Consider the following 25,830-nt stretch of genomic DNA (forward strand, 5'->3'; position numbering starts at 1 on the left):
TATGGCCTTCGGCCAACAGTCTTATGGCGGTCAATCGTCTTGCTTCATCCTTGTCCTTGGTTTTATGTAGCTTTTTGATGATCCGGCGTCGCTCAGAACGGTCTGGCAGTGTTAGCATCATTGGGCTTGGCTTCCTTGTCGGCCTGGTTGGTTTGGCGATTGATCAGATCGCACTTTGGAAGCCGAGTTCCCTCCAAATCTGAGAACTCAGTGATCTACATTTCGGAACAGTTATTTAGGTCCGCTCTTTTTTTGCTTAATCGAAGTTGATGAACACCGGATTGGACACCATCACCAGACGACCATCGCTGTCACGCAGGTTAGCTCGCACCCAGCTGCGCTCACCATCACTGGTGTAGGACATTTGGTGCTGCGACTCGGATTGGTTGACCTGAAGTTCACCATGCTCGATGGTCAGCCCGCTTGAGGTGATCAGCTCCAGCGACAACCCCTCAGCCTGCTCGGTGATGAAGGTTAACTCAATACGATCGCCTTGGTTTGCGGTAAGGGTATCGCCCATAAAGCCCGACTGATTGCCGTTTCGGGCCTCAATATCGATAAGGCGGCCGGGCTCCAGTGCCAGATCCAGATAGATTCGACCGACTCGTACCGCGTCGAGGATGTCCGCCTGTGACAGACTGTCAGCCTTCACTACTGTGACAGGCGCGAAGCGATATTTGGGATCGCCGTAGTCGACATCGGGCTCGTGATTGTCGCTGCCGCCAATGCCAATAATGCGGTAGCCCTGTTCCAGCTTCTGTTCCCAAAACGGAATACCGCTGAGGGGGTGGTCAAACGTCTCGTGCAGCAGGTATTGCGGGGTGTTGACGATCTCAATTGCATCCACCCGGCTGTAGTCGTTACCCGGGGGATTCCAACCGCAGCCCATGCATTCCGCCCCGGTTGGTCGGCCAGGGTGGTTAATGGAGATCAGGGCGTTTTGATCTTCAACCTGCTGATACAGGTGGGATAGGGTGGGTAAGCGGTTGGATCCCAGCTGGAAGTCGGTTGGCTGGTTGGCTGAGAACACGTTAGCGTGGCCGTTAAAGGTGGTCACCTCACGACCGGCGATGACGGCAATGGTGTCATAGTAGGGGGCTAACTCGCGCAGGGTTGCTTGGTGCGTCAAGGTGTTGTGGTCGGTTACCGAGACAAAGTCGAGGCCGGCTTCCAGTGCTGCATCCAGAGTTTTGTGGACTGGGCAAGGCACTTTGTTCCCAGCAAGGCTGGTGCAGCTGCCGTCGCTGTGACCGGTGTGGGCGTGAAAATCACCTCGGTACCAGCCGCGTTCTGTGCTGATGGGAGTATGAAACTCGGTACTGTTGCCGCGGTTTTCTGAGTTGATCAGCGTAATTTCTGCACGAAAGTCGGTTTCTACGCCGATGCTGACGTTAGGCAAACCGAGGATTAGGTGCCAGGTGCCATGCAGGATAGGACCCGGGCGGTAGGAGGGGGTGGCATCAAACTGGGAGATATAGAACTCGGTTTTATTGCCGCCACTCCAACCCCGAAAACCGAACGGATCGTACATGCCCAGATCAATCACCGTGTTGTCGTCTTGGCCATCGTGGCTCACTTTGACGTAGATCGCCTCGGTGCCGGCCGGCACCTCAAAGGGCACTTCGCGATAGGTATTGTGGTCGGCATGGGTCAGGGTGCCGGTCAGTATCATAGGTTCTGCCTGAGCCAGTCCAGTGGCCAGCATCAGGCCTAAAAGCCAGTTTTTCATGTCAGTATCTCTCGTAGCAAAAAGCCCGGTGACTCACCGGGCTTGGAAATAGTGGTTCGATTTAGAACTGGTACATCAGGCTGAAGCGGACATTGCGGCCAAACAGCGGACGTCCCAAGAAGTACTCAAGGTCAGGGTTACCGACCGCGGTACCGCCACGCGGGTTACCTTCACTCAGTGCCAGTGTGTTGGTCAGGTTGTACAGGCTGGCGGATAAAGTCAGGTTTTCGCTAAAGTGGTAGAAAGCATTGGCGTTCAGCAGGAAGTAGTCGTCCAGTTCCACCAGGTTGGCTGCATCCTCGTAGCGGGTACCGAAGTACTGGCCGTCGAGGTTGATGCGCATGTCGCCGTTCATCAGTGTGATCGCCGGAACCAGGCGAGCCATGGTGTTGGGTGCGCGGCGCATCTGGTTGCCGTCGAAGTCGTGCTCAATGCCGTTTTCGTCGGTGTAGGTCCAACCTTTGTACTGTTGATCCTGCAGGGTGGTGATCAGCTTGATGTCGAACCAGTCGGTCGGGATCCAGGTGGCTTCCAGTTCAAGACCTAGGGTCTCAGCGTTGTAGCTGTCCTCGATGGGGTCCGGGTCAAAGCTGCCGTCTGGCAATTGCGCCCAGCTGGAGAAAGGTACGTCTTTGAAGTTGGTATGGAAGATAGTGGCGTACAGACTGAAGTCATTGCTATTGAGCTTGTAACCCACTTCGGCCTGGTCGGTGTACTGGATTGGTGTATCGTCATTGCCATCCGCAGTGGACGGTAATTGGAACGCACTGGTGTAGCGGGCAAAGAGGCCCTGGTTACGGTTGAACTGGTAGTTCAGGCCCGCTGTCCAGCCCAGACCGTCGGAGTCTTGCTGGAAGGTGTTCCAGTTGCTGCCGCCCCAAAGTACGTTGCTGGCGGCCATGTGCTCGTCACTGAGATCGAGGCTGATGCGCTCTTGCTGACGGACATTACGGGTCTGGGTTTCATAGCGCATACCCAGGTCCAGGCGCACCTGCTCGGTGATCTGCCATTCGTCAGAGCCGTACAGCGCGATGTGGGTATTGTCGTAGTCTTCGTTAACGTACTGGCCACCGTAGTTGTAGACGCCGTTCTCAGTCATTGAGAGCAGCTCATTACCGGCACCATCCACGGCAACCACGTTTAGGAAGTCAGCATTGCCTTTGACGTCCAGGATCACGTCGTTCCAGACGCGGAAGAAGTCGCCGCGCAGATCTGCCATGTACAGGCCAAATGCGACGTCGTGGGTACCAAATGCGGTGTCAAACGAGTTGGAAAACTGGAAGTCGGATACGAACTCTTCAACATTGGATGCCACGTGTTGGGCACGGCCCATTGCAGCCAGGCCGTTGCCGTTGCTCTGATCGGTGAAAGAGCTGCCGTCGTTGTAGCGCAGCTCCAGATCAATCCCCGGTGGCACGGCAGCTCCGAACATGTTGAGGACGTCGGAGCCGTCGAATATGGCGTCTAGCCAGATGTTATCGCGGGTCATGCCACTGTCACGGTAGCGACCTTTAGCCGTGAACTGCCAACCGTTGGCCAGTTCCTGTTCGAAGTTCAGGGTCAAGGCCACCATGTCGGTACTGATCCCGCGTTTACCGTCGTACAGGTCGTCTTGAACCCCGTTTGGCGTGCGGAAGATCTGACGGGAGTTGGCTAGGCCGCGGTGAGTGTCCTTGAGCGGATCAAAGCCGTTAATCTCATGCAGGTTGCCATCGGCATCTTTAGTAAATGGGACACCCAGGTAGAAGCTGTTGCGGTCATTCAGATATTTCACACCGACATCGAAGCGACCGTCATGCCAGTTTTTGCTTAGGGTTGCACGGAACTGACCGCCTTGGTTGGCTTTGAACTCAGTGTCGCGCAAACCGTCTTCAGACAGGTAGAAGCCACCGACGGCCAATGCCCAGTCGTTGCCCAGCTCAGAGCCCTGGAAGAAATCCACCCGGCGGGTACCGTAATCGGAACCACTGAGCTTGATGATGGTGCCTTCGTCGTCGCCTTTGCGGGTCATATAGTTGACGATGCCGCCTGGTGCATTGGCCCCGAAGATAGAGGCTGGACCACCGCGCACGACTTCAACGTGGCTGATGGTTTCGTCTAGGCGGAAGTATTGGTCGCCGGCTTGGTAGCCCAGGCGTGGATCGTGTACCACGGGTAGGCCGTCTTCATACCAACCGATGGAGTTGTCAGACGGAATGCCGCGGGCCTTAACCGCGGAGGAGGCGTTACCCCCAGCGGATTCGATAAAGAAACCTGGAACCGACTGCAGCAGGTCGGCAGCACTCAGTGGAGCAAAGTCACGGATCTCATTGGCACTGATGTCGGTCATCGAGTAGCTGATCTCGGACTTAGTGCGAGCGTTGCCGCTGGCACGGCCGGTAACAACCACACGCTCGATATCGGAAAGGGTATTTGGGGTCTGGCTGCTAATCTCTGCATTATTGGCAAAAACAGGCATGGAAAGCAGTGCCGAAATTGTCAAAGCGAGCGGCTTACGGATAGGGTTAGACATAGGGTTAGACATAGGTTTGTCCTGCGGTTTATTAGGCATTTTATATTTTTGTAGTTATTGCTTTGGCCCCAAAAGGCGAGCCAAAGGTTAGGTCTATAAGATGACAATTGCTTTTCTGCTTTAGCGATATTTGATGACGTTTTTTGTTTTTAAGTGGTGGAGGTGTGACCTGACAATTAAATGGCGTTCGCGCGGCTTTGGTTAGAAATGAGTCGGTCGTGCTTACTTAAATGTGAAAAGAAAAATAAGGGTGGCTGACACTTTTATCGGGCAGACTGGGCAGAGCGCTATCTGAGATCACTAGAATGGAAGTGAATAATTTTATTTTTTATACGGTTTTTGCGTTACCGTTACCCCAAATTAACTAAGGCACCCGTGTTATAAGGAGCAGCCGTTCATTGAGGTAAATCTGAGTCAGTGTTGGATAATCACAATCGTGAGTGCCGATGCTATGTTCTATTTTGGCGGTATTTAAAGACGTTCTTTATTTCAAGTGATGGAGTGTGAATGGACTGTAGCAAAGTGATTGTGTGGGATTTCGTTGAAACTTAAGCAGGCGCACTTACTTAAATGTGAAGTGGGAAAGAAGGATGACTCACACTTTTGGCGGGTAGACTGCGCAGCGCATTTATTTGAGGTCACGATAACGAAAGGAATTATCATATTTACCTGTGCCATATTGGCGATGACGTTACCCAGAATCAAGATACTAATGTTATACGGAGTAACCTTTATTGAGGTGAGTATGAGTCAATGCAGGCCAATCACAGTCATGGATGGCAATGTAATTCTCTGAATTAAAAACCATATCTGGCAGTATTTTATTTTGGTGGGGAGCACCAACTCTTAAAAAAAGGGAATGCTTTAAATAAGTGAAGCAATTAATTTGAATGCTATGGGATCATAGAAACTAAGTTTAAACCTCAGCAACGTGGATTTTGATGGGGTCGGTATTGGGGCTGCGAGCAGGTATAGATCTTTATGGAATATCCCAGCTCTCATCAAACACTCAAGCCTCTGTTGTTTCAACATAGTGCTTGAGGAAACATGATTTCTGGGCTTTGCCGTTGGCGTCGCAGCCAGATAGAGGTGCGCGCCCTGTGCCAAGTACTGATTGAGAATCTATGCGTTAGTCGATCCGCTCTTTCTGGTCGCGAAAGCAGGCCAGGTAGAGCCAACTTATGGTGCTTTGTTGCAAATAGGTATTAAAGTCTGGGCGGAAGAGCCAGTGCTGCTCCGGATCGCGGCAGCCAAGCAGCAACCAGGCGTCACTGGGTTGGTGGTCTTTGGCATGACGGTGGCGGGCCTGAAAAAAGCACATGTAGGAGTAATGTCGCTGCCAGCGCTAATCAACACCACGGGATTGGTGAGCTCATCCGGCGACTCGGCCCTAGGAGCTAAAATTACTCGGGATTTTGATATCCTTGATTTTCCGTCAATAAATGGCCTTGAGGGTAATTCATTGCGTTATCGGTGTCTGATTGCGATCCATTGAAGAGTGCTGATAATTGTTGGATTGCTCGCGTTTACTGTAAGGATAAGATCTTCGGGTTTTGCCATCGTGTAACGACTAACGCGGCCGTTCGCCCGAAGCGAACGGCCGCGTTCATCTTGCTAGATTTGAAATGCCATGCTTGGCTTAAAAGTCGTATCGCACGCCGACCTGCCAAGCGGACATGTCGTCTCCCGTAACAGGGCGACGACTGCGCTCGCTGTCCAGCAGTTCGTACGCGGTCCACATTTGCATGTTTTTGTTTAGGTTTCGCACGTATTCGACCTTGTACGATTGCACGTCGCCTGAAAGCTCACAATCGTTGATGCCGTAGCGCGCATGTACCTTGTTTGCGCCAGAACTCCAGCGGCCGTAGAGACCAGCGGTATAGCGCTTTTCGCCATTGCATTTGGTGACGCCGCCGATCTTGCTGCCTTCCTCGTTCTGAACAACGAGATTGCCCGAGGCATTGCCTGAGTACAGATCGAAGTCTGCTTCGGCCAAGTGGTAAAACGCTGACAGCGTGATCTGCTCGGTCACATCGACCCAACCGCGCAGACCGTACAGGTTTCCTTGCTGCTCACCTTGTGTGTCTGCCACCCAGGCTCCTTGCAGTTTTAGGGCGGCCAATGCGTATTGTCCGGCGATTTGATATTGGTCGACGCTGTCGCCATCTTGGCCTTCAAACTGTGCGGAAGCGGCGATCTGAAAGTTGTCTTTAGACAACACCCATTGCAGTAGATCGTCGTCACGGATGGCCCCCTGTCTCAAGGTATCGTTCGCGTCAGAGAAGTAGCCGCTGCGAACGTATTTATGGAACAGCAGGGTTTGCGAGCCGAAGGTAAAGAGGCCCATGCTGGTATCTAAACCGACATAGAGTTGGCGAAATCCGGGTCTGTCGTTTTGCTCGAAGTTGATCCCGTCGGAGCCAACCATGCCATATTCGATGACGGCAATGCCCTTTACCGTATCCGTGATCTCTGTTTCCGCTTTTGCACCGACACGACTTAAGAAATCACGGCCATTGACCGCATCAAGGTCGCGCCCCGCATCGACGTAGTCGACACCTAAACGTAATGAGCCATAAAAGGTGGTATCAACGTCTGCATGCGCATTAATGGCGACGCATGCCAGTATTGAGGTAAGGGCCACTTGCCGCACCAAGGTTGTTTTCATCTGCACTTCACTTCCTTATTGATGACGCTCCATAACCTCAGCGATCTATCCGTCTCTCTGTGGCGAACACGCCAAACGGATCGGTGTGGTCACTGAGTCCTGAGCAAGACAATATCGAGTTTGGCGGAGGCGGCAATTGACCTCGGTCATCAAAATATATCGGCGCAGCACCATTTGAAGTCACGACTTATCGTTCCATTGCCGCTTTTGTTAAGAGTGCTCCTTGGCTAGAGGGGGCCAGTGAGATAGGCGTCAAGCTGTATGAGATCTGTTGGTGCTTTGGGAGGCGAGAGTGTCGGGTTTGGCGATCACAATCATGGATATCTATGTAATTGGCTTTTCGTAGGGTAGGTTAGCCGCGCAGCGGCGTAACCTACCGGTTTTATGGTTTTGATACAGCACGATCCCACACAAGCAAAAACGGTGGCTTATGCTGCGGTAAGCCCCCTACGAAAGGGGCTGCTGTTGCGCTGACCGATTGAACTCACAGCACGGAGCAGCCGTTCATTGAGGTAAATCGAAGTCAATGCTGGACAATCACAATCATGGGTGTCTATGTAATTCTTTCCTTGGTAATTATATTGGTCGAATAGCGCACTCCACTATGTTGCGGAATTGCCCGCTGGCCAGCGCGAGAACATAATTGCAACGCACGACCATAATTCATGACGCTTACCTCACCATTTGAATAGAAAAAAGATCACTGTAAGCGAAGGAAGTAGTATTGGCGCGTATATCAACAGGCAAGGAAGTCAACAATGAAAACAAAAATCGCATTAGCAGTCGCTATTTTCTCCGCCAGCGTAGCTGCAGAGAGTGATGCTCACTACTTCTCTCAGGATCGCTTAAACACTGATTCCAATGTCTCCCTCTCCTATGTCGATTACTTTTCCATCTCAGGGGGTTATGAAGTGATGGAGGGCCTAAAAATTAATGCGTTCTATGATGATACTGTTGATGGGCGCTTCGGGGTAGGAGCAACCTGGGTAGGTGGTTCGTTTGGCAATCCCATCGAATCCATGGAAGGTGACTTAATATGGGGGATTGATGCGTACTACGCCAACTCTGGCGATAGCCAAAGCTTCATGGGAAGCCGTTTTAAATATGATGTGAATGAGGTTGTTGCTACTTTCGCCATGTCCGGCCAAGTGAACAGCGATCTTCGTGTTGGAGCCCATACAGGGATCGCTTATGCGAGCATCGATGTCAGCGCCTCCACGCCCGGCTTCCCATCAGTGTCTGAATCTGACAGCACTACCGGGTTCCTCCTTGGCGCGGATGCACAATATTTCTTCCAGGACAGAGCATACGCCTTGGTGTCTGCTGAGTTTGTGTTCGGCGACGCAGATAGCTACATCATAACACCTGGTGCAGGATACCAACTGGATCGTTTTGACCTTGCTGCTGGTTTCTATTTTTTAAAGACCACCTTTGCCGGCGACAGTTTTACTGATAATGGATTAACCCTAAGCGCTAAGTTCTTCTTCTAACGACAGAGCCTGCAACTTCCGGTTGCAGGCTTTTTGTAGTGCTCCCTCGGCGAAGTACACCATCTGCGCGAACGCCCGCTCCTGGCGCCGAACCAGTCAGACGCCTCAACCAATATGCTTCTTTTGTACAGAGGTTGAGTTTCGCGTGTGTCACGCAAAAAGCCCCTCTCGGGGCTTTTGATGCATCGATGAAGTCGGATCCTCAATACAGATCTTTGTGGTAGCGGCCCGCTTGCATCAACTGGGCAACCCCATCACTGCCCAGCAACTGCTGTAAGACTGCATCGACCTCGGCACCCATGCCTTTGGCGTCGCCACATAGGTAGAGGTGCGCGCCCTGTGCTAGGTACTGTTTGAGGGACTCTGCATTGGCGGCGAGGCGGTGCTGGACGTAGATCCGCTCTTTCTGGGCGCGGGAGCAGGCCAGATCGAGTCGGCTTAAGGTGCCGTCTTGCAAGTAGCCTTCGATCTCCGGTCGGTAGAGCCAGTCCAGATCGGGATCGCGGCAGCCAAAGAGCAACCAGGCCTCACCGAGTTGGTGATCTTTGGCCTGGCTATGGCGGGCCTGCAAAAAGCCCATGTAGGGGGCGATCCCACTGCCGGCGCCGATCAGTACCACGGGCTTTGAGAGATCCTCCGGCAGGTGGAAGGCGTCGTGGGATTTGTGGCGGATCTTCAGCGGTGCGCCGATGGCCAGGCGTTCACCCAGATAACCGGAGGCGATCCCCACTTGTGGATCGGGCTCGGCTGAAGAGACGGTGAGGGCGATCCTGTCTGGCAGGGCTAGGGGACTGGAGGCCACCGAGTAGGTGCGCGGTTGGATCGGCGCCAGCAGGCTCAATACGTGTTCCGGGCAGGGCAGGGCCTGTGTGCGCCAGCGGGCCAGCCAGCCTTTGGCCGGTTGGCGGGCGGCTGCCAGTAGACTCAGGGGATCGGTCTTGGTCTGGGTCCCTGCGTGTTGCTTGGCCCAGGCCAGCAGTATGGGGTTGGCTCGGCGCAGTTCGGCGGTTTTGAGGGCTTCGCTTAAGCGGATCCGGCGCTGTTGCCAGTTGACCCACTGCTGTCCGTCCCAGCCGGTTTGCTGCAGGGCTTGTTGCACTAAGGCATGGGCATTTTCCGGCCAGATCTCGACCCAGTCGCCGGGCAAGCAGGGGCTCTGCTCGTGATCCCAACCTATCTCACAGTGCCAGCTGGGCTTAAGCGCACCGGCCTGAGTCAGCGTTTTGCGGCTGAGCAGGGGGGCGAGCTGCGCCTGTGCGCGCACCGCAGTATTGAGCGTCTGGCCCAACTGCTCGGCCAACTGTTCCAGCGTGCGGTCCGTCAGCTTGGCCAGACAGTGCAGCATCCACTCGCTGCTCACCTCTTCGTAGTCGACATCGGCATCGACTCTTGCTTGCAGGGACGTCGCGCCTTGCTCGCTGAGCCACCGGTCCCAGCGTTTCCCCGCGCCGCAGAAATCGGCGTAGTTGCTGTCGCCCAGCGCTAGTACGCTGTAGTTAAGATGGGACAGATCCGGCTGGGCGTGTTCCAGCGCTTGGGTATTGGCGACACAGGCCAACGGATATTCGCCTTCGCCTGTGGTGCTGACGATGGCCAGCAGCTGTTGCAGACGGCCGAGGCGCTCTGGGGTGATCTCACTGAGTGCCAGCAGTTGGTGCGGCAGCTCCAGCTTTTCGCACAGGGCGGCCATTTTTTTGGTCAGCGCGAGACCGTTGCCGGTTTCACTGGCGACGACGATGGCCAGTGGCGCTTGGGTGTCGCCCTCATTCATCGCGTGGTCGGCCGATGCGATATGCACCATATCAAAGTCAAATTTACCGGCGCCGCACTCGGGGCAGCGCCAGGTATCGGGAATGTCTTCCCAAGCGGTGCCCGGGGCGATCCCTTCCGCCTCGCAGCCTAAGGCTTCATCGTAGATCCAGCCACACAGCTGGCACTGCCAACGTTTCATACCGCCTCCTCCAGCGTTGAGGATTGTGTTTGCGTTTGCACCGCCGGCGGCGCGAACGCGATGGGCAGACTCAGTAAGGAGCGTGAGAATATGCTGGCCTCGTAAGGAGCATCACCGACGAGCTCAAACCGGCTGGTGCGTGCCAGCAGTTGCTCCAAAACGACTTTGATCTCCAAACGCGCGACTTCGCGGCCAATGCAGGCGTGGGGGCCATGGCCAAACGTTAGGTGGGCCTGAGCATTGGGGCGATTAAGGCGGAACTCATTGGGCTCGTCCCAGAAGCGTTCGTCGCGGTTGCCGGAGGCCCACATCAGCAACACCTTCGAGTCTTTCGGTATGGTGACATCGTGCACGGTGACGTCCCGCGTGGTGATGCGGAAGTGGCCCTGAAACGCCGATTCGGTGCGAAACACCTCTTCGATAAAGGCGGGGATTTGGCTGGGGTCGGCGCGCAATTGTTGCTGCAATTCCGATTTTTCGGCGAGCAGTTTCACCGCGTTGCCCATGGTGCTGGCGGATGAGTCCGAACCGGCAAACAGTAGTTGCACCAGAATGGAGATGGCGCGCTGTTCGGTCATGTCGGAGCTGGGATCCGCCGCGGCCTTGATCAGCATGCCGGTGAAATCGTTGCGGGGCTGCTTTTGGGCCAGACGCCAGTGCTTCCACAGGTAACGCATAAAGGCGGCACTGGCGAAGCCGCCACGGACTAGATCGATGGGTTTGGCGGTGCCGCTGAGGTTCCGGATCCCGTGCAGGGCCCAGACGCGGATCTTGGGAAAGTCGGCTTCCGGGAAGCCGATAAGCCGAATGATCAGGGTCATCGGCAGTTTCCAGGCAAATTCGCCGATGAATTCCATGTTGCCGCGTGCTAATGCCGGGGACAGCATGCGATCGCACAGTTCATTGACTTCGGCGTCCAGTGAACGAACAAAATCGACATTGAGGCCCTTGAGGCCAACACGACGTTCAGAGGTGTGATGAGGTTCATCCTGGATCCCCAACACATCCACCGGGATCACGCCCAGTGCGCCCAGTTTCTCGACTTTTTCCAGCCCGCCACTGCGAGATCCGGCGAGCCACGCCATCAGTTTCGATGAATAGGTCGCTTGGTCGCGCGTGGCGGCAATGATGTCTTCGTAGCGGGACATGCAGTAATAGCCTGTGTCCGGCATGTGATAGAGCGGATAGTGATCGCGCAGCATCTGGTAGTAGGGATAGGGATTGGTGAAATTGCCCTGGGAGGTGGGTTGAAACTCTTCGGGCGTTTTGGGATCCAGCACCGGCAGGGGCGGGACCTTCTCCGCTCGAGGCGCACGACACAGCGCTTTTACGCATTGCCAAGTGAGCAGCAGTTCAACCAGGACTAAGCCCCCGTGGATACTGAGCAACGGGGTGCCCAATGTCATGCCGACTAACCGGCCTAGGGTAGAGCCCAGTGCCACCACGATCATGATGAGGTAGGCGGGCTTGGCACCCCCCGGGGTTCCTGCCAGATAGGCAAGTACCGCGCCCAGCAGCATCAACATGGTGCCGTAGTAAGCGCGGATATCGGTCAGGGCGATGTCGCCTAAAGGTCCAAACTCAAACAGATTGGCCATGGCTTGTGGCCAGATGAGAAACGCGCTGCCACAGACAAAGGCCGCGGCGGCGAAGATGAGGATCAGCTTGTCCCGTCGATCCAGCCCCATTTTCCAGGCTATCAAGCCGAGCATCGCTTGATAGCCGTAGGATGCAGCCAGTCGTTTGCTGTGAAATTTCAAATCCATTCTGAACTCCCTGCTGGAATGCGGTGATTTTAGGAAGGCACAAACTGTTGAGGTATACGCCATATACCGATACGTTAGGATAAAAACACGAGTGAAGGCAATAGCAATGTAGTTAAAATGTTGCTTTTGGTTTTTGTCGGTTTTAATACAATGCTTTACTAGGTTGTTTTGAATTAAGTTTGCGATAGGGAGCGCGGATAATGGGTGAGCAAGCGAGCCGTGTTGCCTTGACGCGAGAGCGGATCATCGACACGGGATTGGAGATGGCGGCACAAGGGCCGATCGCTCAGATCAGCATGCATAAGTTGGCGGCGCGCCTGTCGGTCACGCCGATGGCGATCTACAAGCACTTTGCCAATAAGGCGGAGCTGCAGGCCTATCTGCTGGATGGGTTTATTGCGCATGCGGTGGTCATCCCCGACGCCGGTCTGGATTGGCCGGTCTATCTGGAGCAGCTAGCGCGCAATATGTATCAGGCGCTCAGCGCACAGCCTGACTGGGCGGAGTTGTTTGGCCATGTCCGTATGCTACCCGGATTGCAGGCGGTGATGGAGTCTTGCGTTGCCAAGCTGCTGTCTGCCGGTTTTGACGCCGATCGAGCGCTGCCGGTGTATTACGGCCTGACTCAGTGCGTGCTCGGGGCCGTGACGCAGAACCGGCACCTGCAGGCGCAGTCCGGTAAGACTTCGTCGCAGGCGGTGTCAGAGCAGACATACCCGTTATTGGCTCAACTCCTACCGGGCGTGGGCAAGAGTGTGTATCGCGATCCGCTTTCGTGCTGCCTTATCCCCTTTATTGACGGACTTCGCCGCTAAGCGGTCTTGCCCCCTTTGTGCCGCTACCCCCGGCGGCACTTTAGCGGTCTTATCCATCCATTTATTCCCTGCAATTTGGGCCTTAACCCGGCCTTAACCCTTACCTGAGTAGCCTGTCGGTATTATTTGTAGTGAGACCGACGGAATGAAACCAACTCTCTCCCTGCTCGCCGCCGCAATATGGCTGTCTGGCTGTGCCAGTACGGCCAGCAGCGGCGTTGATATCGGCTTGTCACAGGCGCTCGAACAACACAGTCAGCAGACGTCACTTGAGACGGCGCAGTGGCAGGGCGAACAGCCCGACTCAGCGCTGGTGCAGACCCAATTGCTGGCGTTGATCGATCTACCCCGGCTCGAAGCGCTGCAGGCGCGGGCGCTCAGCGCCAATCCGGATCTGCAGCAGACGCTGTTGGCCCTCTCTATCAGCGAGCAACGCTTGGGCGTCAGCCGGGCGGCACAGCTGCCTAACGCCAGTTTGGGTGTGGATGCCCAGCGCAGTGAGGACGATGAGGGGATCTCAACCCAATACCGTGCGGATCTGACCGTGAGCTGGGAGCTGGATCTATGGCAGCGTCTGGCCGACAGCAGCCAAGCGTCCTTGGCGGATCTGATGGCACAGGAGGCCGATCTGGCGGCGGCGCAAGCCAGTCTGGTGGCTCAAGTTTTACGCACCTGGTTGAACTGGCACACCGATGGCCAGTTATTGGCCATCGAGCGCCAGCGTGCCGAATTGCAGCAGAGCAACCTGACCTTGATCCAGAGTCGGTATCAGCGTGGTACCGGCAGCCTGGACGATCTGGATACCGCGCGCAGCGTCTTGGCGCTGACTCAGGCCAATATCGCCGCCAGCGAGGCGGCGAGTAATGCACGCTTGCGTAGCCTGGCGGCCCTGCTGGGCTATGCCGATGTCAGCGCCATGGAGCAGGCGATCCCTTCGCTGTTTTCCGCGTTTGACGCACCCCTCGATGTCGCTGTCCCCATGACCGGCCTGCCCGTGCAAGATTTGGCGCAGCGGCCGGATCTGCAACAGGCCTACCATCAACTCATTGCCGGAGAGTACCGGGAACGTGTTGCTTACAAGGCGCTGCTGCCGAGCATCAATTTGTCGGCCAGTCTCAGTGATATGGGGACCTCGCCCTCACAAGCCCTGTTTGCCAGTCCGGCCTGGAGTCTGCTTGGCGGGCTGACTGCGCCGCTGTTTCAGGGCGGTGCGCTCAAAGCCCAAGCGGAGATCGCCGAATTGGAGCGCGAGCAAGCCTACTGGTCGTTTCGTGCCAGTTTGCTCAGTGCCGTGGTCGAGGTGGAGGATGCCTTAGAGCAGGAGCGATCCCTAGCCCAGCAACAACAGCATTTGAGTGATGCCTTGGCCAGCGCCGAGCGCAGTCAGGCCAGTTACCGCAGCCGCTATGTCAGTGGTCTGGTTGAGATCAGCCAGCTGCTGGACGCTCAGCAAAACACCTTCGATAGCCGTAGCCAACTGCTGCAGGCCAGCCGCGACCGGCTGCTTAACCGAATTGATCTTGGTCTGGCCCTGGGCCTGGGAGTGTAATGATGAAACGTACCCCTCTTTCTCTGGCGATCACCGCCATCGCCTTCGGTGGCCTGTTTGCCGCCATCGCCGCCACCGGGCCGGATAAGCCGAAAGAGCCAAAAGGCGCGCCAGCTCAGCAGACTCAGCCCGCTAACCATTCGCCATCTCAGCCGTCTCAAGGAGAGTCGGCGACGAGTCCACTCACGACGGTTCGAGTACAGACCATCAGCCCGGCCAGTCACCAGCCGCAGATCGTCAGTCATGGCGAGGTGACGGCGCGCTATGAGCTGGATCTGAGCGCCGAAGTGAGCGGCCAGATCCTCGCCTTGGCGGAGTCGTTTCGCACCGGTGCCGTCTTGCCTGCGGGCACAGAGCTTATACAGATCAATGATTTGAAATACCAACAGGCATTGGCGTCGGCGCAGAGCACCGAGGCGAACGCCTACGTCAGCTTGCTGCAGGCGCGGCAGGATGTGGTCCAGGCCAAACAGGAGTGGTCGCTGGCCGGGATTGAAGGGGAGCCGGATCCGCTGCTGCTGCGTCAGCCGCAATTGGCGGCGGCCGAAGCGACTTATCGTGAAGCCCAGGCCAGTGTTGAACAGGCGGCTTACGAGCTGGCCCAAACCCGAATTTCCGTCCCGTTCGATGCGTTAGTGGTGAGCCGCTACGTCAGCCCAGGTGCCCAGCTGCAAAGCGGCAGTGCGGTGGCCAGCCTGATGAGCATGGATCAACTGGAAGTCAGTTTGCCGTTGAGCGAGGCCCAATGGCAGTGGCTGGCGCAGGATCCCGCCGAGATAGCGGTTGTGCTGGAAGACACAGAAACCGGCCAGCGCTGGCACACCCAGGCGGATCGCTTTGAGTGGCACCGTGATGGCCAGAGCCGTCAGCGCAACCTGGTGGTGGCGCTAAGCCCTGAGCCGAATAACCCGCTGCTGCCGGGCACCTTTGTGCAGGCGTCTTTGACCGGTGAGGCTCAGTCGGCGCTGTTGGCGGTGCCAGCCAGCTCGCTGGCGGTGGATAATTACGGTCAGCAGGTGATCTGGTCGGTGGACGGCGAGCAACGGCTGCAGAAGGCCGAAGCGACCGTGCAGTTTTTTAATGATGATCTGGCCTACATCGCCAGTGACGAGCCGGTGGATCTGGTGATCGCACCGGGCAGTCGCCTGCGTGAAGCGCAGCGCGTCAACCGTCAATCCGTGCAAGGGGGCGAGTGATGAGTCAGCAACCACAGCAAGAGATCCACAGCGGGATCATCAGCTGGTTCGCCCGCAATCCGGTGGCAGCCAATCTGCTGATGGTGATCGTGATCGCCTTAGGTTTGCTCTCTCTGGGCCAACTGCGTAAAGAGACCTTCCCTTCGATTGCGCCGGATCGGGTCACCGTCTCTGTGGTCTACCAAAGTGGCTCGGCGGCGCAGGCGGAGGAGGGGATCGCCCTTAAGATCGAGGAAGCCTTGGAGAGTGTTTTGGGGATCCAGCGGATCACCAGTACCTCCAACAGCATGGGCAGCACCGTGGTGGTGGAGCGCACCAGTGGTTACGATCTCAATACCCTGCTGCGGGACGTCAAAACCGAAGTGGATGCCATCAGCAGCTTTCCCGCCGATGCGGAAAATCCGGTGATCAGCTCGATGCGCAAGCAGGATCACGCTGTGTATCTGCAGCTGTCAGGCGACGTCGATCAGAGTGTACTGCAGTCATTGGGCATGCAACTCAAGCAGGATGCCCTGGCTCTGAGTTCGGTCAATGAGGTGAAACTGGTCGGCAAGGCCGAACCGATGATCGCCATTGAGATCAGCGATCATCAACTGCGTGCCCTGGGCCTGACGTTCAGCGAATTGAGCCAGAAGGTCAACGCCGAGTCTTTGGAGATGATCACCAGTACCCTGCGTGACGGCAACAAGACGCTGCGGCTGAAAGGGGCCAGTCAGCAATATTCGGCCGAGGAATTTCGTGCCCTGCCGTTGGTGGAGGATGCCAACGGAGTCCGCTTGCGTCTGGGCGATGTCGCCACCGTCACCGACACCTATGAGGATGAGCCGACGGTGATGAGCCGGTTTGATGGCGTTAATGGCTTTGCGGTGCAACTGGTGATGGGGGAGCAGGCGGATGTCACCCGGATGGTGGCACAAGCGCAAACATTGGTAGAGCAGTGGCAAGGGGCTGAGATCCTGCCTGAAGGCGTCAGTCTACAAAGCTGGTATGAGCGTGACAGCTTTATCACCGAACGCATTGCCTTGATGATGGACAACGCGGTCAAAGGGATGGCGCTGGTGTTCATTATCCTGGCCTTGTTTATGAACCTGCGGGTGGCGTTTTGGGTCGCCATGGGCCTGCCTTTTGTCTTTCTGGGTACCTTCTTCTTTATGGGGGAGGGCCTGTTGGGGCTGACCATCAATGATCTGACCTCCTTTGGCTTTATCATCGCGCTGGGGATCGTCGTGGACGATGCGGTGGTGATAGGCGAGAGCGTGTACGCGACCCGCAAAGCCGAGGGCGACACGCTGGCCAACACCATTCGTGGCACCTTGAGGGTGGCGGTGCCGACCCTGTTTGGCGTGCTGACCACGGTGGCCGCATTCGTCCCGCTGGCGCTGATTGAAGGCCGGATGGGTCAGATCTTCGCCCAGTTCGCCGTGGTGGTGAGCGTGTGTCTGTTGCTGTCCATGGTGCAATCCAAGCTGGTATTGCCGTCGCATCTGGCCCACCTCAATACCCAGGTGAAGCCGAGCCGTTTCTTCTTTGTGCGGGCATTCCAATCGCTGCAGCGCGCCTGTCAGCGTGGACTGAGCTGGGCGGGACAGCGTGTCTACCTGCCCTTGCTGCGCCAGGCCATGGCGCTGCGCTACGCCACCATGGCGGTGCTGCTGACCCTGTTTGTGCTGGTCACCGGCATGGTGGGCAATGGCACGGTGCGTTTTGTGTTCTTCCCCGATATTCCGGCGGATGTGGTCAACGTCAGTGTGGAGATGGAGCACGATACCGGCTTTGGCCAGACACAGCATTTGGTCGGTGAGTTGGAGCAGTGGCTGTGGCAGGCGGACGATGCGCTGCGCGGCGAGCAGGACACTGGCATCGATCATGTGCTGGTCAATATGAGCAGTGACAATGCGGCGTCCCTCACAGTGGCGTTGCAGGATGCCGACACTCGGCCCTACAGCGCGGCTCAGCTCGTGCGTCAATGGCGTGCACTGGCGGGCAGCCCGGAAGGGGTGCGTCAGCTGCAGATCACCGATGCGATGCGGATGATCGATAACTTTAAACTGGAGCTGAAACACAGCGACAGTGCGGTGCTGGAGCAGGTGGGCGATCACGTGCTGCAGGCACTGCAGGCCACCCCAGGGGTGCTGGATATGAACCACAGCCTGGATCGCACCCGCGAGCAGTGGCAGGTGGAGCTTAATGACGCCGGCCGGGCGCTGGGCCTGTCGAGCGAGAGCATCGCCCGTCAGCTGCTGCAGATGTACGACGGCGAAACCGTACAGCGTTTTCAGCGCGGTCAGGATGAGGTGAAGGTGAAGATCCGCTATCCCCAGGCCGAGCGCAGCCACATCGGCCAGCTGATGCAGGCGCAGGTGCGCACCGATGACGGGACGACCGTGCCACTGAGTGCCGTTGCCACGCTGGTGTCCGGGCGCAGTATGGATGAGATCACCCGGATCAACGGCCAGCGCTCGGTCTGGATCTCCGCTTCGGTGGACAAAGGCTCGTTGTCGCCGATGGCGCTGCAAAATCAGCTTAAGGCGCAGACGCTGGCGGACTTGCAGGCAAAGTATCCTGGCTTGGATGTGTACTTCGCCGGGGAAGCGGAGGAGCAGGATGAGACTTTGAGCTCGATGTTGCTGCTGACGGTGGGGGCGATGTTGGCGATCTATGCGTTGCTAGCCATTCCGCTGGGCAGTTACGGTCAGCCCTTGATCATCATGCTGGCCATCCCCTTCGGTGCAGTGGGGGCGATCTTGGGGCACTGGATCAACGGCTTGCCGCTGGCCATTATGTCTTTGTTTGGTATGTTGGCACTGGCCGGTGTGGTGGTGAACAACAGTCTGCTGATGGTGGCGGCGTTTAATGATCTGCGTCAGCAGGGCGTGGCCTTTAAGGCCGCGGTGGAACAGGCGTGTATCAGTCGATTCCGGCCGATCTTGCTGACCTCCGCCACGACCTTTGCCGGTCTCAGTCCGCTGCTGACGGAAACCTCAATTCAGGCGCAGTTGTTGATCCCCGGCGCGGCTTCGCTGGGCTATGGGATCTTGTTTGGCACGGTGATCACCTTGGTGATGATCCCGGCGGCGCTGCAGATCGGTGAAGATCTCCGTATTCTAAAGACCAAGGTGTTACGCATTGGAGCGGCGAGGCTGCCGACTTCACAAGTAGAGGGGTAACGGATGATCCGGGTTTTGGTGATCGAGGATGAACAGGATCTGGCGGAAAATCTGCTGGACTACCTGGAACTGGAAGGCATGCTGCCGGATCACGCCAGCAATGGCCTGGCCGGTCTGCAGCTGGCCAGGAGCAACCGGTACGACGTGATGGTGCTGGATCTGGGTTTGCCTAAACTCGATGGCATAAGTTTGTGTCAGGCCCTGCGCCAGGACGGCAGCGACATGCCAGTGTTGATGCTCACCGCCCGCGATAGCCTGGATGACAAACTGGCCGGCTTTGCGGCGGGCAGCGATGACTATCTGGTCAAACCGTTCGAGATGGCTGAGCTAGTGGCACGGATCCGGGTGCTGGCCGCGCGTCGCAGCGGTCAATCCCGACGCTTGACTCAGGCGGATCTGGTGCTGGATCTCGACAGTCAGCAGGCCAGTCGCGGGGGGGCTTTGGTCAAGCTCAGTCCGGCGCAATTTACCCTGCTGGAAACCCTGCTGCGGGCGGCGCCGAGCCCGGTGAGCCGCAGTGAGCTGGAGCATGCACTTTGGGGCGAAGACACGCCGCCGAGTAATGCACTTAAGGTGCATCTGCATCATCTGCGTAAGGCGCTGGCCGACGCCGCAGCGTCCGGCGCGCCGGAATTGATCGAAACTGTCAGCGGTGTTGGCTGGCGACTGGTGTCGGTAACTCAGCCCGAGGAGGCGCAATGAGACCCAGCCCAAGCCTGATCCGCCGTGGGGCGCTGTGGGGCGGCGGCATACTGGTCATCGTTTTGATCGGCTACAGCGTGCTTACCGGCTTCCTGATGTCCCGTGGTATGGACATGGTGATGTACGGCAATGCCAGGCTCAGTCATGACTACATCCAAGAGGAAGGGCTTGAAAAGTACCAAGCCCTGGAAAACTTAAAGGTGTTTGACGCGGTTGCCTACGACGCTTTGCCCAGCGAGGTTATCAAGCAATACGCGCCCTCGGATCTGTCACCTGGGGGCCAGTACAAGATCATGCTGGGTTGGACGATGGCACCGAAAGAGGTGATCGTCGTTCATCCCGGAAAAGTCGGCGGAGAGAAGTACTATCTGTTGCTTCGCGCAGGTGAACATAGAGTCGAGGGCGCTGAAGCGATAGCGCCCGGGACGCCGGCTCGGATCCCCCCGCATTGGCGGGTGTTGGGCTCGGTTTCTTTGGTGGTGATCCTATTGGGACTGTCTCTGATCCTCCTAGCCCGCACCCTGCTTAAACCGGTCGAGCGGCTGTTTGCCTGGGCACGGGAATTGACGCCAAAGGGGCTGGAAAAGCCGGTCCCCGAGTTTGGTTATCGTGAATTGGACCAAATGGCCGCGCAGATCCATGGCAACTTAAAGGAGGTGGAATCGGCGGTGGCGCGGGAAAAACGTTTCTTGCAGCATGCCAGTCATGAGCTTCGTACCCCCATTGCGGTGATCCGCGGGGCCACCGAGTTGATGGAGCGGTCGATGCGCGGGGCACCGGAGTCGCAGCGGCGGCCGCTGGCCCGGATCGGTCGCGCCTCCGTCACCATGACCCACCTGATCGAAACCCTGCTTTGGCTCAATCGGGCCCAGGACCGACCCATGCCCATGCCGGTCGAGGTCGATCTGGCCGCGTTGATTGAAAGCTTGATCGAAGAGCATCGTTATTTACTACAAGGCAAGCCGGTTGAGATCTGCCTGGCGCTGGACGATGTCCGGGTGCGGGTGGCGCAGACGCCGTGCCGCATCATCCTGGCCAACCTGATCCGCAACGCGATGCAGCACACCGAAGCTGGGCAGATCCGCATCGAGTTGTCCGAGCAGGGCCTGAAGATAGGCAATCAGGGCAGCCTGGTGGCGGAGACGGAAGGCTTTGGTATGGGCTTGGATCTGGTCGAGCAGATCTGTCTTCGCCTGACGTGGCGCCTCACCCAACACGCAGGGCAGGATCGCTTTACCCAGTTCTTGCGTTGGCCGGAGACAGAGGCCGAGGAGGAAGAGGGTTCTTAGGCCGGGATCACTCGCGCTGCCTGTTTGGGATGGCAGCGCAGTGGCCTTGTGCCATAATGCGCGGGCATTTTGACTGGGAACCCCATGAGCCAATTAGAAAAACAGGTGGCGACAGCCTTGTCCGACGGAGGTCTGTTGGCCAAAGGGATCCTCGGGTTTCGACCTCGCGCCATCCAGCAACAGCTTGCCGCCGCCACCGCCGCCAACATTGAGGCGAATGGCACGCTGGTGGCCGAGGCGGGCACCGGCATTGGTAAAACCTTCGCGTATCTTATTCCTGCGCTGCTCAGCGGCCGTAAAGCGCTGATCAGCACCGGCAGTAAAAACCTGCAAGATCAGCTGTTTTTCAAAGATCTTCCGGCACTTTTGCCGTTGCTAAACCGTGCCCCCAAAGTGGCGCTGCTCAAGGGCCGCGCCAACTACCTGTGCCACTATCATCTGCGCCGTCGTTTGGTCGACTTGCCCAAAGATCCGGAGATCGTCGATCACCTGATGCGGATCCGCGCCTGGAGCAGTGGCTCCCCCTCCGGGGATTTTGCCGAGCTCACTTCGGTGCCCGAAGGCGCCATCGCCATCTCGATGGCGGGCTCGACCAACGACAACTGTCTGGGGAAAAAGTGTCCGGAGTACGATCGCTGCTGCCTGCACCTGGCACGCAAGCGGGCCGCCGATGCGGATCTGGTGGTGATCAATCATCACCTCTTTTTCGCCGATATGGCGCTTAAAGAGATGGGGTTTGCCGAGATCTTGCCAAAAGCGGAGCTGTTTGTGTTTGATGAGGCGCATCAGCTGCCGGACATTGCCCTCAGTCATTTTGCCGAGAGCGTGTCCAGTCGTCAGATCCGCGATATGGCGCGGGAGATGGAGCGCGCCTACCTGACTCGGCTACGGGATTGCCGCCAATTGCACAGTGCCGGACAGCGGATGGAAGCGGCGAACACGTTGCTGCACGATGAGATGGAAGCGTACGGCGGACGGGATTGGCGACAGCTCAAAGAGCAACCTGCGGTGCATGACGCGCTGCTGGCACTGGATGAGAGTCTGCGCTTTGCCAAGCGGGTGCTGGAGGGCCAACTGGGCCGGGATGAGATGATCGATCTGGTGTTTGAACGGCTCGATCCCATCATGGTCCGTCTGGGCAATTTTCTGGTGCCGAGCAACAACTCGTTGACGGTGGAGTGTCATCGGGGGCATTACACCCTGCGGGCCTGTCCGCTATCGGTGGCGGACAAATGCGTCGAGTTTTATCGGCAGTATCGCGGTAGCTGGCTGTTTACCTCGGCGACGCTGACGGTGGCGGGCGACTTCAAGCACTTTTGTCATCAACTGGGGCTGGGCAGTCCGACCCAATTGGTGCTGGACAGTCCGTTTGATTACCCCAAGCAGGCGCTTTTGTGTGTTCCTCGCTATCTGCCGGAGCCGGGTCGGGTCGATGTGGCCGGGCCGCTGGCTGAGATCGCGCAGCAGTTGGTTGATGCTGCCGATGGCCGCACGTTCTTGCTGTTTACCAGTTACCGGGTGATGCACGAAGTGGGGGCGCTACTGGCGAAAATGCTGGACCGGCCCATACTGGTGCAGGGGATGGGCTCGAAGCGACTGTTGCTGGATCGCTTCACTCAGCTGGGCAATGCGGTGCTGCTCGGCACCAGCAGCTTTTGGGAAGGGGTCGACGTTAGAGGCAAGGCACTTTGCTGTGTTATGATCGACAAGCTTCCCTTTGTTTCTCCGGATGATCCCCTGATCAAGGCCCGCTCTGATGCGGTGCTATTGCGCGGCGGCGATCCCTTCAATGAGGTTCAGATCCCACAGGCGGTGATCGCCTTGAAGCAGGGAGTGGGCCGGTTGATCCGGGGCGAATCGGATCAGGGCGTTTTGGTGATCTGCGATCCTCGCCTGGTGCATCGTCCGTATGGCAAACTATTTCTGGCCAGCCTGCCGCCGATGGCGCGGACCCGGGATGTGAGTCGGGCAGTCGCGAAGTTACAACAGATTTAATGCCGGTGTGGGTGTGGCGTTTAGGCCCGCTGACACCGGCAATTGGTTAGATTGAGAGAATATTAATGTCAGAGAAGATCCTGCTGGTCGACACCGCCACCGAAAACTGTTCGGCGGCCCTTTTTGTGGACGGCAAGGTAACCGCCGAGGCCACTGAGGCCCCGCGTGAGCACAGCCAGCGCATTTTGCCTATGATCGATGGCTTGTTAGCCGATGCCGGGCTGAAACTGAACGATCTGGACGCCATTGCCTTTGGGCAGGGCCCGGGCAGTTTTACTGGGATCCGTATCGGGATCTCCATGGTTCAGGGCCTGGCTTTGGGGGCCGATCTGCCGGTACTGCCGATCTCTAATCTGGCGACCATGGCGCAGGGTGCCATCGACCAAGGCGCCACGGAAGTGATCGCTGCCATCGATGCGCGCATGGGCGAGGTCTATTTTGGTCACTATGTGGCAGAGCAGGGCGTGGCCGTGCTGAAAGGTGAGGAGCAGGTGATCGCACCGGATGCGCTGCTGGCGCAGTGGCAATTGGGCGACGAGGTGGTGGCAGTAGGGACCGGCTTTGAAACCTACCCTCAGCTGGCGGACGATGCCCGTATCCTTATTAATACCGATTGTCGTCTGCCGACCGCCGAGATGATGGTGCCCTTGGCGCTGCCGTTGTGGCGTGACGGACAGGCGCAGGCGATCGAAGCCGTAGAGCCGGTATACTTACGTAACACCGTGGCCTGGAAGAAGTTGCCGGGCCGGGAATGATCCTTAACTAACCACGAGTTTCAGCGCGGATGCAGCCCACTCAACTGAATCCGCTACTGCCAACGATCAGCGGTGGTGGTAGCCAGCACAAACCCAAGTCGGTTGCCGCCGAGGCGTCCGCCGCGGTTATTGCGCCCACGTCCCAGTTGGTGACGCCGGGCGACGCGCTCCAGTGGCAAACCTGGCAGACGGCACGCGATGCCGTTGTGCGTGACCGGCCTGAGCATGCTGGACTCGATCTCTACCAGGCCGTCGCCGATGAGGGTCTGAGGCAAAAATTGCAGCAGATGGTTGGCGTCGATCTGTACGTTTGAAGCTTTGCTCATCGCCTTGGAACTGATAGCTTTGTCGCATTGTTCTAAGGAGAGAACCCAATGAAAAGTCTTACCTGTACCCTGACTGCGGCAGCCATGACCGTCGCCGTTTTTACCGCCTGTGCGGCTTCCAATCCCCCGTTACCGTCTGCTGCTGAGCCGGTTTCGCTCGCCAGTTTGGCGCAAGGCGACCATCGCAGCGAAAAAAACATTGCGCGTAACGCCTATCGCCATCCGGTGGAAACCCTCGAGTTTTTCGGTCTTCATCCCCATATGCGGGTGATTGAGCTGTGGCCGGGGAGCGGTTGGTATACCGAGGTGATCGCGCCTTTCGTCAAAGAGGGTGGGCGTTTTACCGCGGCCGGTTTTGAGTTGGAACCCAATCCTGAGGACGATGCACCGGCCTTTCGCGTGCGGATCGGCAATCGATATTTGGACAAGTTGGCCAAGGCCAGCGGGCTGTACGGTCATGTTGAGGTGATCGCATTTGATCCGCCGCGCAAGACCCGCTTGGGGATCGAGGCGACCGCTGACATGGTGCTGACCTTCCGTAATCTGCATAACTGGGCGAAAGAGGATCAGCTGGAGACGGTATTCCAGTCGGTGTGGGAAGTGCTCACTCCTGGCGGCGTGTTCGGAGTGGTTGAGCATCGCGGCGCTCCGGGTGAGAACTTTGCTTCTGGGTATATGGAACAAGATGAAGTCATTGAACTGGCTAAGAAAGTTGGCTTTCATGTGGCTGCGATCAGCGAGATTAATGCCAACCCGAAAGACAGCAAAGATCATCCCAGAGGAGTGTGGACTCTGCCGCCGTCACTGCGATTGGGCGATCATGACCGAGAAAAGTACCTGGCTATCGGCGAGTCGGATCGTATGACCATCAAGTTCTTTAAGCCTGATATATAAGGAATAACCAAGACGATGACAACTGGCCCAACCAGACACGTGTACGCCATAAAGTGTGAGCAGGATCCAGAAAGATGACGCCAGCTGTGGCAACCTTGGCGCCGCCGGTTGAGCTGCGATTCGAGTGTGATGGCATCACGTTGGCTGCACAGTGTTGGGGAAACTCAACAGACCCGATGATCTTGGCATTGCACGGCTGGTTGGATAACAGCGAAAGCTTCGCGCCCTTGGCACAGATCTTGGTTCCGATGGGTTACCAGCTGTTGGCGTTGGATTGGCCGGGCCACGGTCACTCCGGCCATCGTGGTCAGGGCACGGATTATCACTTTCTCGATAATCTGTACGAGCTGGATCAGGTGATGGCCCAACTGCCGCAATCGCCCTATTGTCTGCTAGGCCATTCAATGGGCGGGATCCTCGCGTCGCTTTATGCCGGGGTGTACCCGGAAAGGGTACAGCGCTTGATCAGTATCGAGGCCGTCGGTCCGCTGACGAGCGTGGCGGAGGAGACCGTCGAGCGCATGCGAGCCGGTTTTGCCAGTCGCCGCCCGCGCCCTCGGAGTCGACCGCTGCTGCTTTCCAGCCTGATCCAGGCACGCCTGCAGGGCAGTGGTTTGACACCACCCTTGGTCGAGCAGTTGTTGCGGCGCAATCTGCACATCGAAGCGCCGACCGAGCCGGTGCGTTGGCGTTCGGATCCCAGGTTGCGCCGGCGCAGCGCCTGGATGATGACCGAGCCTCAGGCCCACGCCATTTGGAGCCAAGTTGCCGCCCCCGCGCTTTTTCTGCTCGGCGAGCAAGGCTTTCCTAAACTAAGGGACGCTTGGCAGCAGCGGCAAGGCTGGATCCCCCACGCGCTGAAACAGCTGGTGCCGGGCGCCCACCATTGCCATATGACGGATCCTGAGCCTGTGGCCCAGGCCGTCCATCGATTTTTAGGTCATGAGCGATAATCGGTCGTGATCCGTTGAACGGGGGATGTTTTGTCCCCTATGAGATTTTGCAGTACCCCATTAGCAGTACTGT

The 25,830-nt window shown here is 57.4% G+C and carries 18 protein-coding genes and 1 pseudogene; 13 read left to right on the forward strand and 6 right to left on the reverse strand.

Annotated features, from left to right (window positions below; all coding sequences use genetic code 11):
• The 3 genes and pseudogenes from ABEA08_RS18230 to ABEA08_RS18240 form a co-directional block, all read right to left on the reverse strand.
• A pseudogene (locus ABEA08_RS18230) lies at positions 1 to 121 on the reverse strand (IS630 family transposase); the annotation flags it as partial.
• Positions 122 to 256: 135 nt separating this feature from the next.
• Positions 257 to 1,729 (reverse strand): CehA/McbA family metallohydrolase, encoded by a 1,473-nt coding sequence (locus ABEA08_RS18235; RefSeq protein WP_345336822.1) that lies wholly within the window; start codon positions 1,727 to 1,729, stop codon positions 257 to 259.
• Positions 1,730 to 1,790: 61 nt separating this feature from the next.
• Complete coding sequence (locus ABEA08_RS18240; protein WP_345336823.1) at positions 1,791 to 4,253, reverse strand: TonB-dependent receptor; 2,463 nt, start codon at positions 4,251 to 4,253, stop codon at positions 1,791 to 1,793.
• Positions 4,254 to 5,355: 1,102 nt separating this feature from the next.
• Here ABEA08_RS18240 and ABEA08_RS18245 point away from each other — a divergent pair.
• A complete protein-coding gene (locus ABEA08_RS18245) occupies positions 5,356 to 5,736 on the forward strand; it encodes a hypothetical protein (protein ID WP_345336824.1) in 381 nt (126 codons plus the stop codon).
• 144 nt (positions 5,737 to 5,880) lie between these two features.
• Here ABEA08_RS18245 and ABEA08_RS18250 read toward each other — a convergent pair whose 3' ends face one another.
• Positions 5,881 to 6,909: a porin gene (locus tag ABEA08_RS18250; RefSeq protein WP_345336825.1), complete on the reverse strand. Its 1,029-nt coding sequence runs from the start codon at positions 6,907 to 6,909 to the stop codon at positions 5,881 to 5,883.
• A 758-nt stretch (positions 6,910 to 7,667) separates the two neighbouring features.
• On the opposite strand from ABEA08_RS18250, the gene ABEA08_RS18255 reads away from it, so the two are divergent.
• Positions 7,668 to 8,399 carry a hypothetical protein gene (locus tag ABEA08_RS18255; protein WP_345336826.1) on the forward strand — a complete coding sequence of 244 codons (732 nt, stop codon included), beginning with the start codon at positions 7,668 to 7,670 and terminating at the stop codon, positions 8,397 to 8,399.
• A gap of 202 nt (positions 8,400 to 8,601) precedes the next feature.
• Here the strand turns inward: ABEA08_RS18255 and ABEA08_RS18260 are convergent, their stop codons facing one another.
• Both ABEA08_RS18260 and ABEA08_RS18265 read right to left on the reverse strand, forming a co-directional pair.
• Positions 8,602 to 10,350, reverse strand: coding sequence for a rubredoxin (locus ABEA08_RS18260; RefSeq protein ID WP_345336827.1), 1,749 nt, complete (start codon positions 10,348 to 10,350; stop codon positions 8,602 to 8,604).
• Complete coding sequence (locus ABEA08_RS18265) at positions 10,347 to 12,116, reverse strand: cytochrome P450 (protein WP_345336828.1); 1,770 nt, start codon at positions 12,114 to 12,116, stop codon at positions 10,347 to 10,349. Before ABEA08_RS18265 ends, ABEA08_RS18260 begins: the two co-directional genes overlap by 4 nt.
• A gap of 200 nt (positions 12,117 to 12,316) precedes the next feature.
• On the opposite strand from ABEA08_RS18265, the gene ABEA08_RS18270 reads away from it, so the two are divergent.
• The 11 genes from ABEA08_RS18270 to ABEA08_RS18320 all read left to right on the forward strand — a co-directional run bounded on the left by ABEA08_RS18270 (position 12,317) and on the right by ABEA08_RS18320 (position 25,757).
• Positions 12,317 to 12,931, forward strand: a complete 615-nt coding sequence (locus tag ABEA08_RS18270) for a TetR/AcrR family transcriptional regulator (RefSeq protein WP_345336829.1) — start codon at positions 12,317 to 12,319, stop codon at positions 12,929 to 12,931.
• Positions 12,932 to 13,076: 145 nt separating this feature from the next.
• Positions 13,077 to 14,480 carry a TolC family protein gene (locus ABEA08_RS18275; protein ID WP_345336831.1) on the forward strand — a complete coding sequence of 468 codons (1,404 nt, stop codon included), beginning with the start codon at positions 13,077 to 13,079 and terminating at the stop codon, positions 14,478 to 14,480.
• A gap of 2 nt (positions 14,481 to 14,482) precedes the next feature.
• Positions 14,483 to 15,676, forward strand: coding sequence for an efflux RND transporter periplasmic adaptor subunit (locus tag ABEA08_RS18280; protein ID WP_345336832.1), 1,194 nt, complete (start codon positions 14,483 to 14,485; stop codon positions 15,674 to 15,676).
• A complete protein-coding gene (locus ABEA08_RS18285; RefSeq protein WP_345336833.1) occupies positions 15,676 to 18,843 on the forward strand; it encodes an efflux RND transporter permease subunit in 3,168 nt (1,055 codons plus the stop codon). Before ABEA08_RS18280 ends, ABEA08_RS18285 begins: the two co-directional genes overlap by 1 nt.
• Before the next feature lie 3 nt (positions 18,844 to 18,846).
• Positions 18,847 to 19,545, forward strand: coding sequence for a response regulator transcription factor (locus tag ABEA08_RS18290; RefSeq protein WP_345336834.1), 699 nt, complete (start codon positions 18,847 to 18,849; stop codon positions 19,543 to 19,545).
• A complete protein-coding gene (locus ABEA08_RS18295) occupies positions 19,542 to 20,834 on the forward strand; it encodes a sensor histidine kinase (RefSeq protein ID WP_345336835.1) in 1,293 nt (430 codons plus the stop codon). Before ABEA08_RS18290 ends, ABEA08_RS18295 begins: the two co-directional genes overlap by 4 nt.
• An 84-nt stretch (positions 20,835 to 20,918) precedes the next feature.
• Positions 20,919 to 22,829 carry a DNA repair helicase YoaA gene (yoaA, locus tag ABEA08_RS18300; RefSeq protein ID WP_345336836.1) on the forward strand — a complete coding sequence of 637 codons (1,911 nt, stop codon included), beginning with the start codon at positions 20,919 to 20,921 and terminating at the stop codon, positions 22,827 to 22,829.
• Between the two features lie 65 nt (positions 22,830 to 22,894).
• Positions 22,895 to 23,584: a tRNA (adenosine(37)-N6)-threonylcarbamoyltransferase complex dimerization subunit type 1 TsaB gene (tsaB, locus tag ABEA08_RS18305; protein ID WP_345336837.1), complete on the forward strand. Its 690-nt coding sequence runs from the start codon at positions 22,895 to 22,897 to the stop codon at positions 23,582 to 23,584.
• Between the two features lie 29 nt (positions 23,585 to 23,613).
• On the forward strand, positions 23,614 to 23,898 hold the full coding sequence (locus ABEA08_RS18310) for a hypothetical protein (RefSeq protein ID WP_345336839.1): 285 nt from the start codon (positions 23,614 to 23,616) through the stop codon (positions 23,896 to 23,898).
• A gap of 60 nt (positions 23,899 to 23,958) precedes the next feature.
• Complete coding sequence (locus ABEA08_RS18315; RefSeq protein WP_345336840.1) at positions 23,959 to 24,804, forward strand: class I SAM-dependent methyltransferase; 846 nt, start codon at positions 23,959 to 23,961, stop codon at positions 24,802 to 24,804.
• 74 nt (positions 24,805 to 24,878) lie between these two features.
• Positions 24,879 to 25,757 (forward strand): alpha/beta fold hydrolase, encoded by an 879-nt coding sequence (locus tag ABEA08_RS18320; RefSeq protein ID WP_345336841.1) that lies wholly within the window; start codon positions 24,879 to 24,881, stop codon positions 25,755 to 25,757.
• The last annotated feature ends 73 nt before the right edge of the window (positions 25,758 to 25,830 follow it).

It is taken from the genome of Ferrimonas pelagia (genome assembly GCF_039543565.1).
GTDB lineage: Bacteria > Pseudomonadota > Gammaproteobacteria > Enterobacterales > Shewanellaceae > Ferrimonas > Ferrimonas pelagia.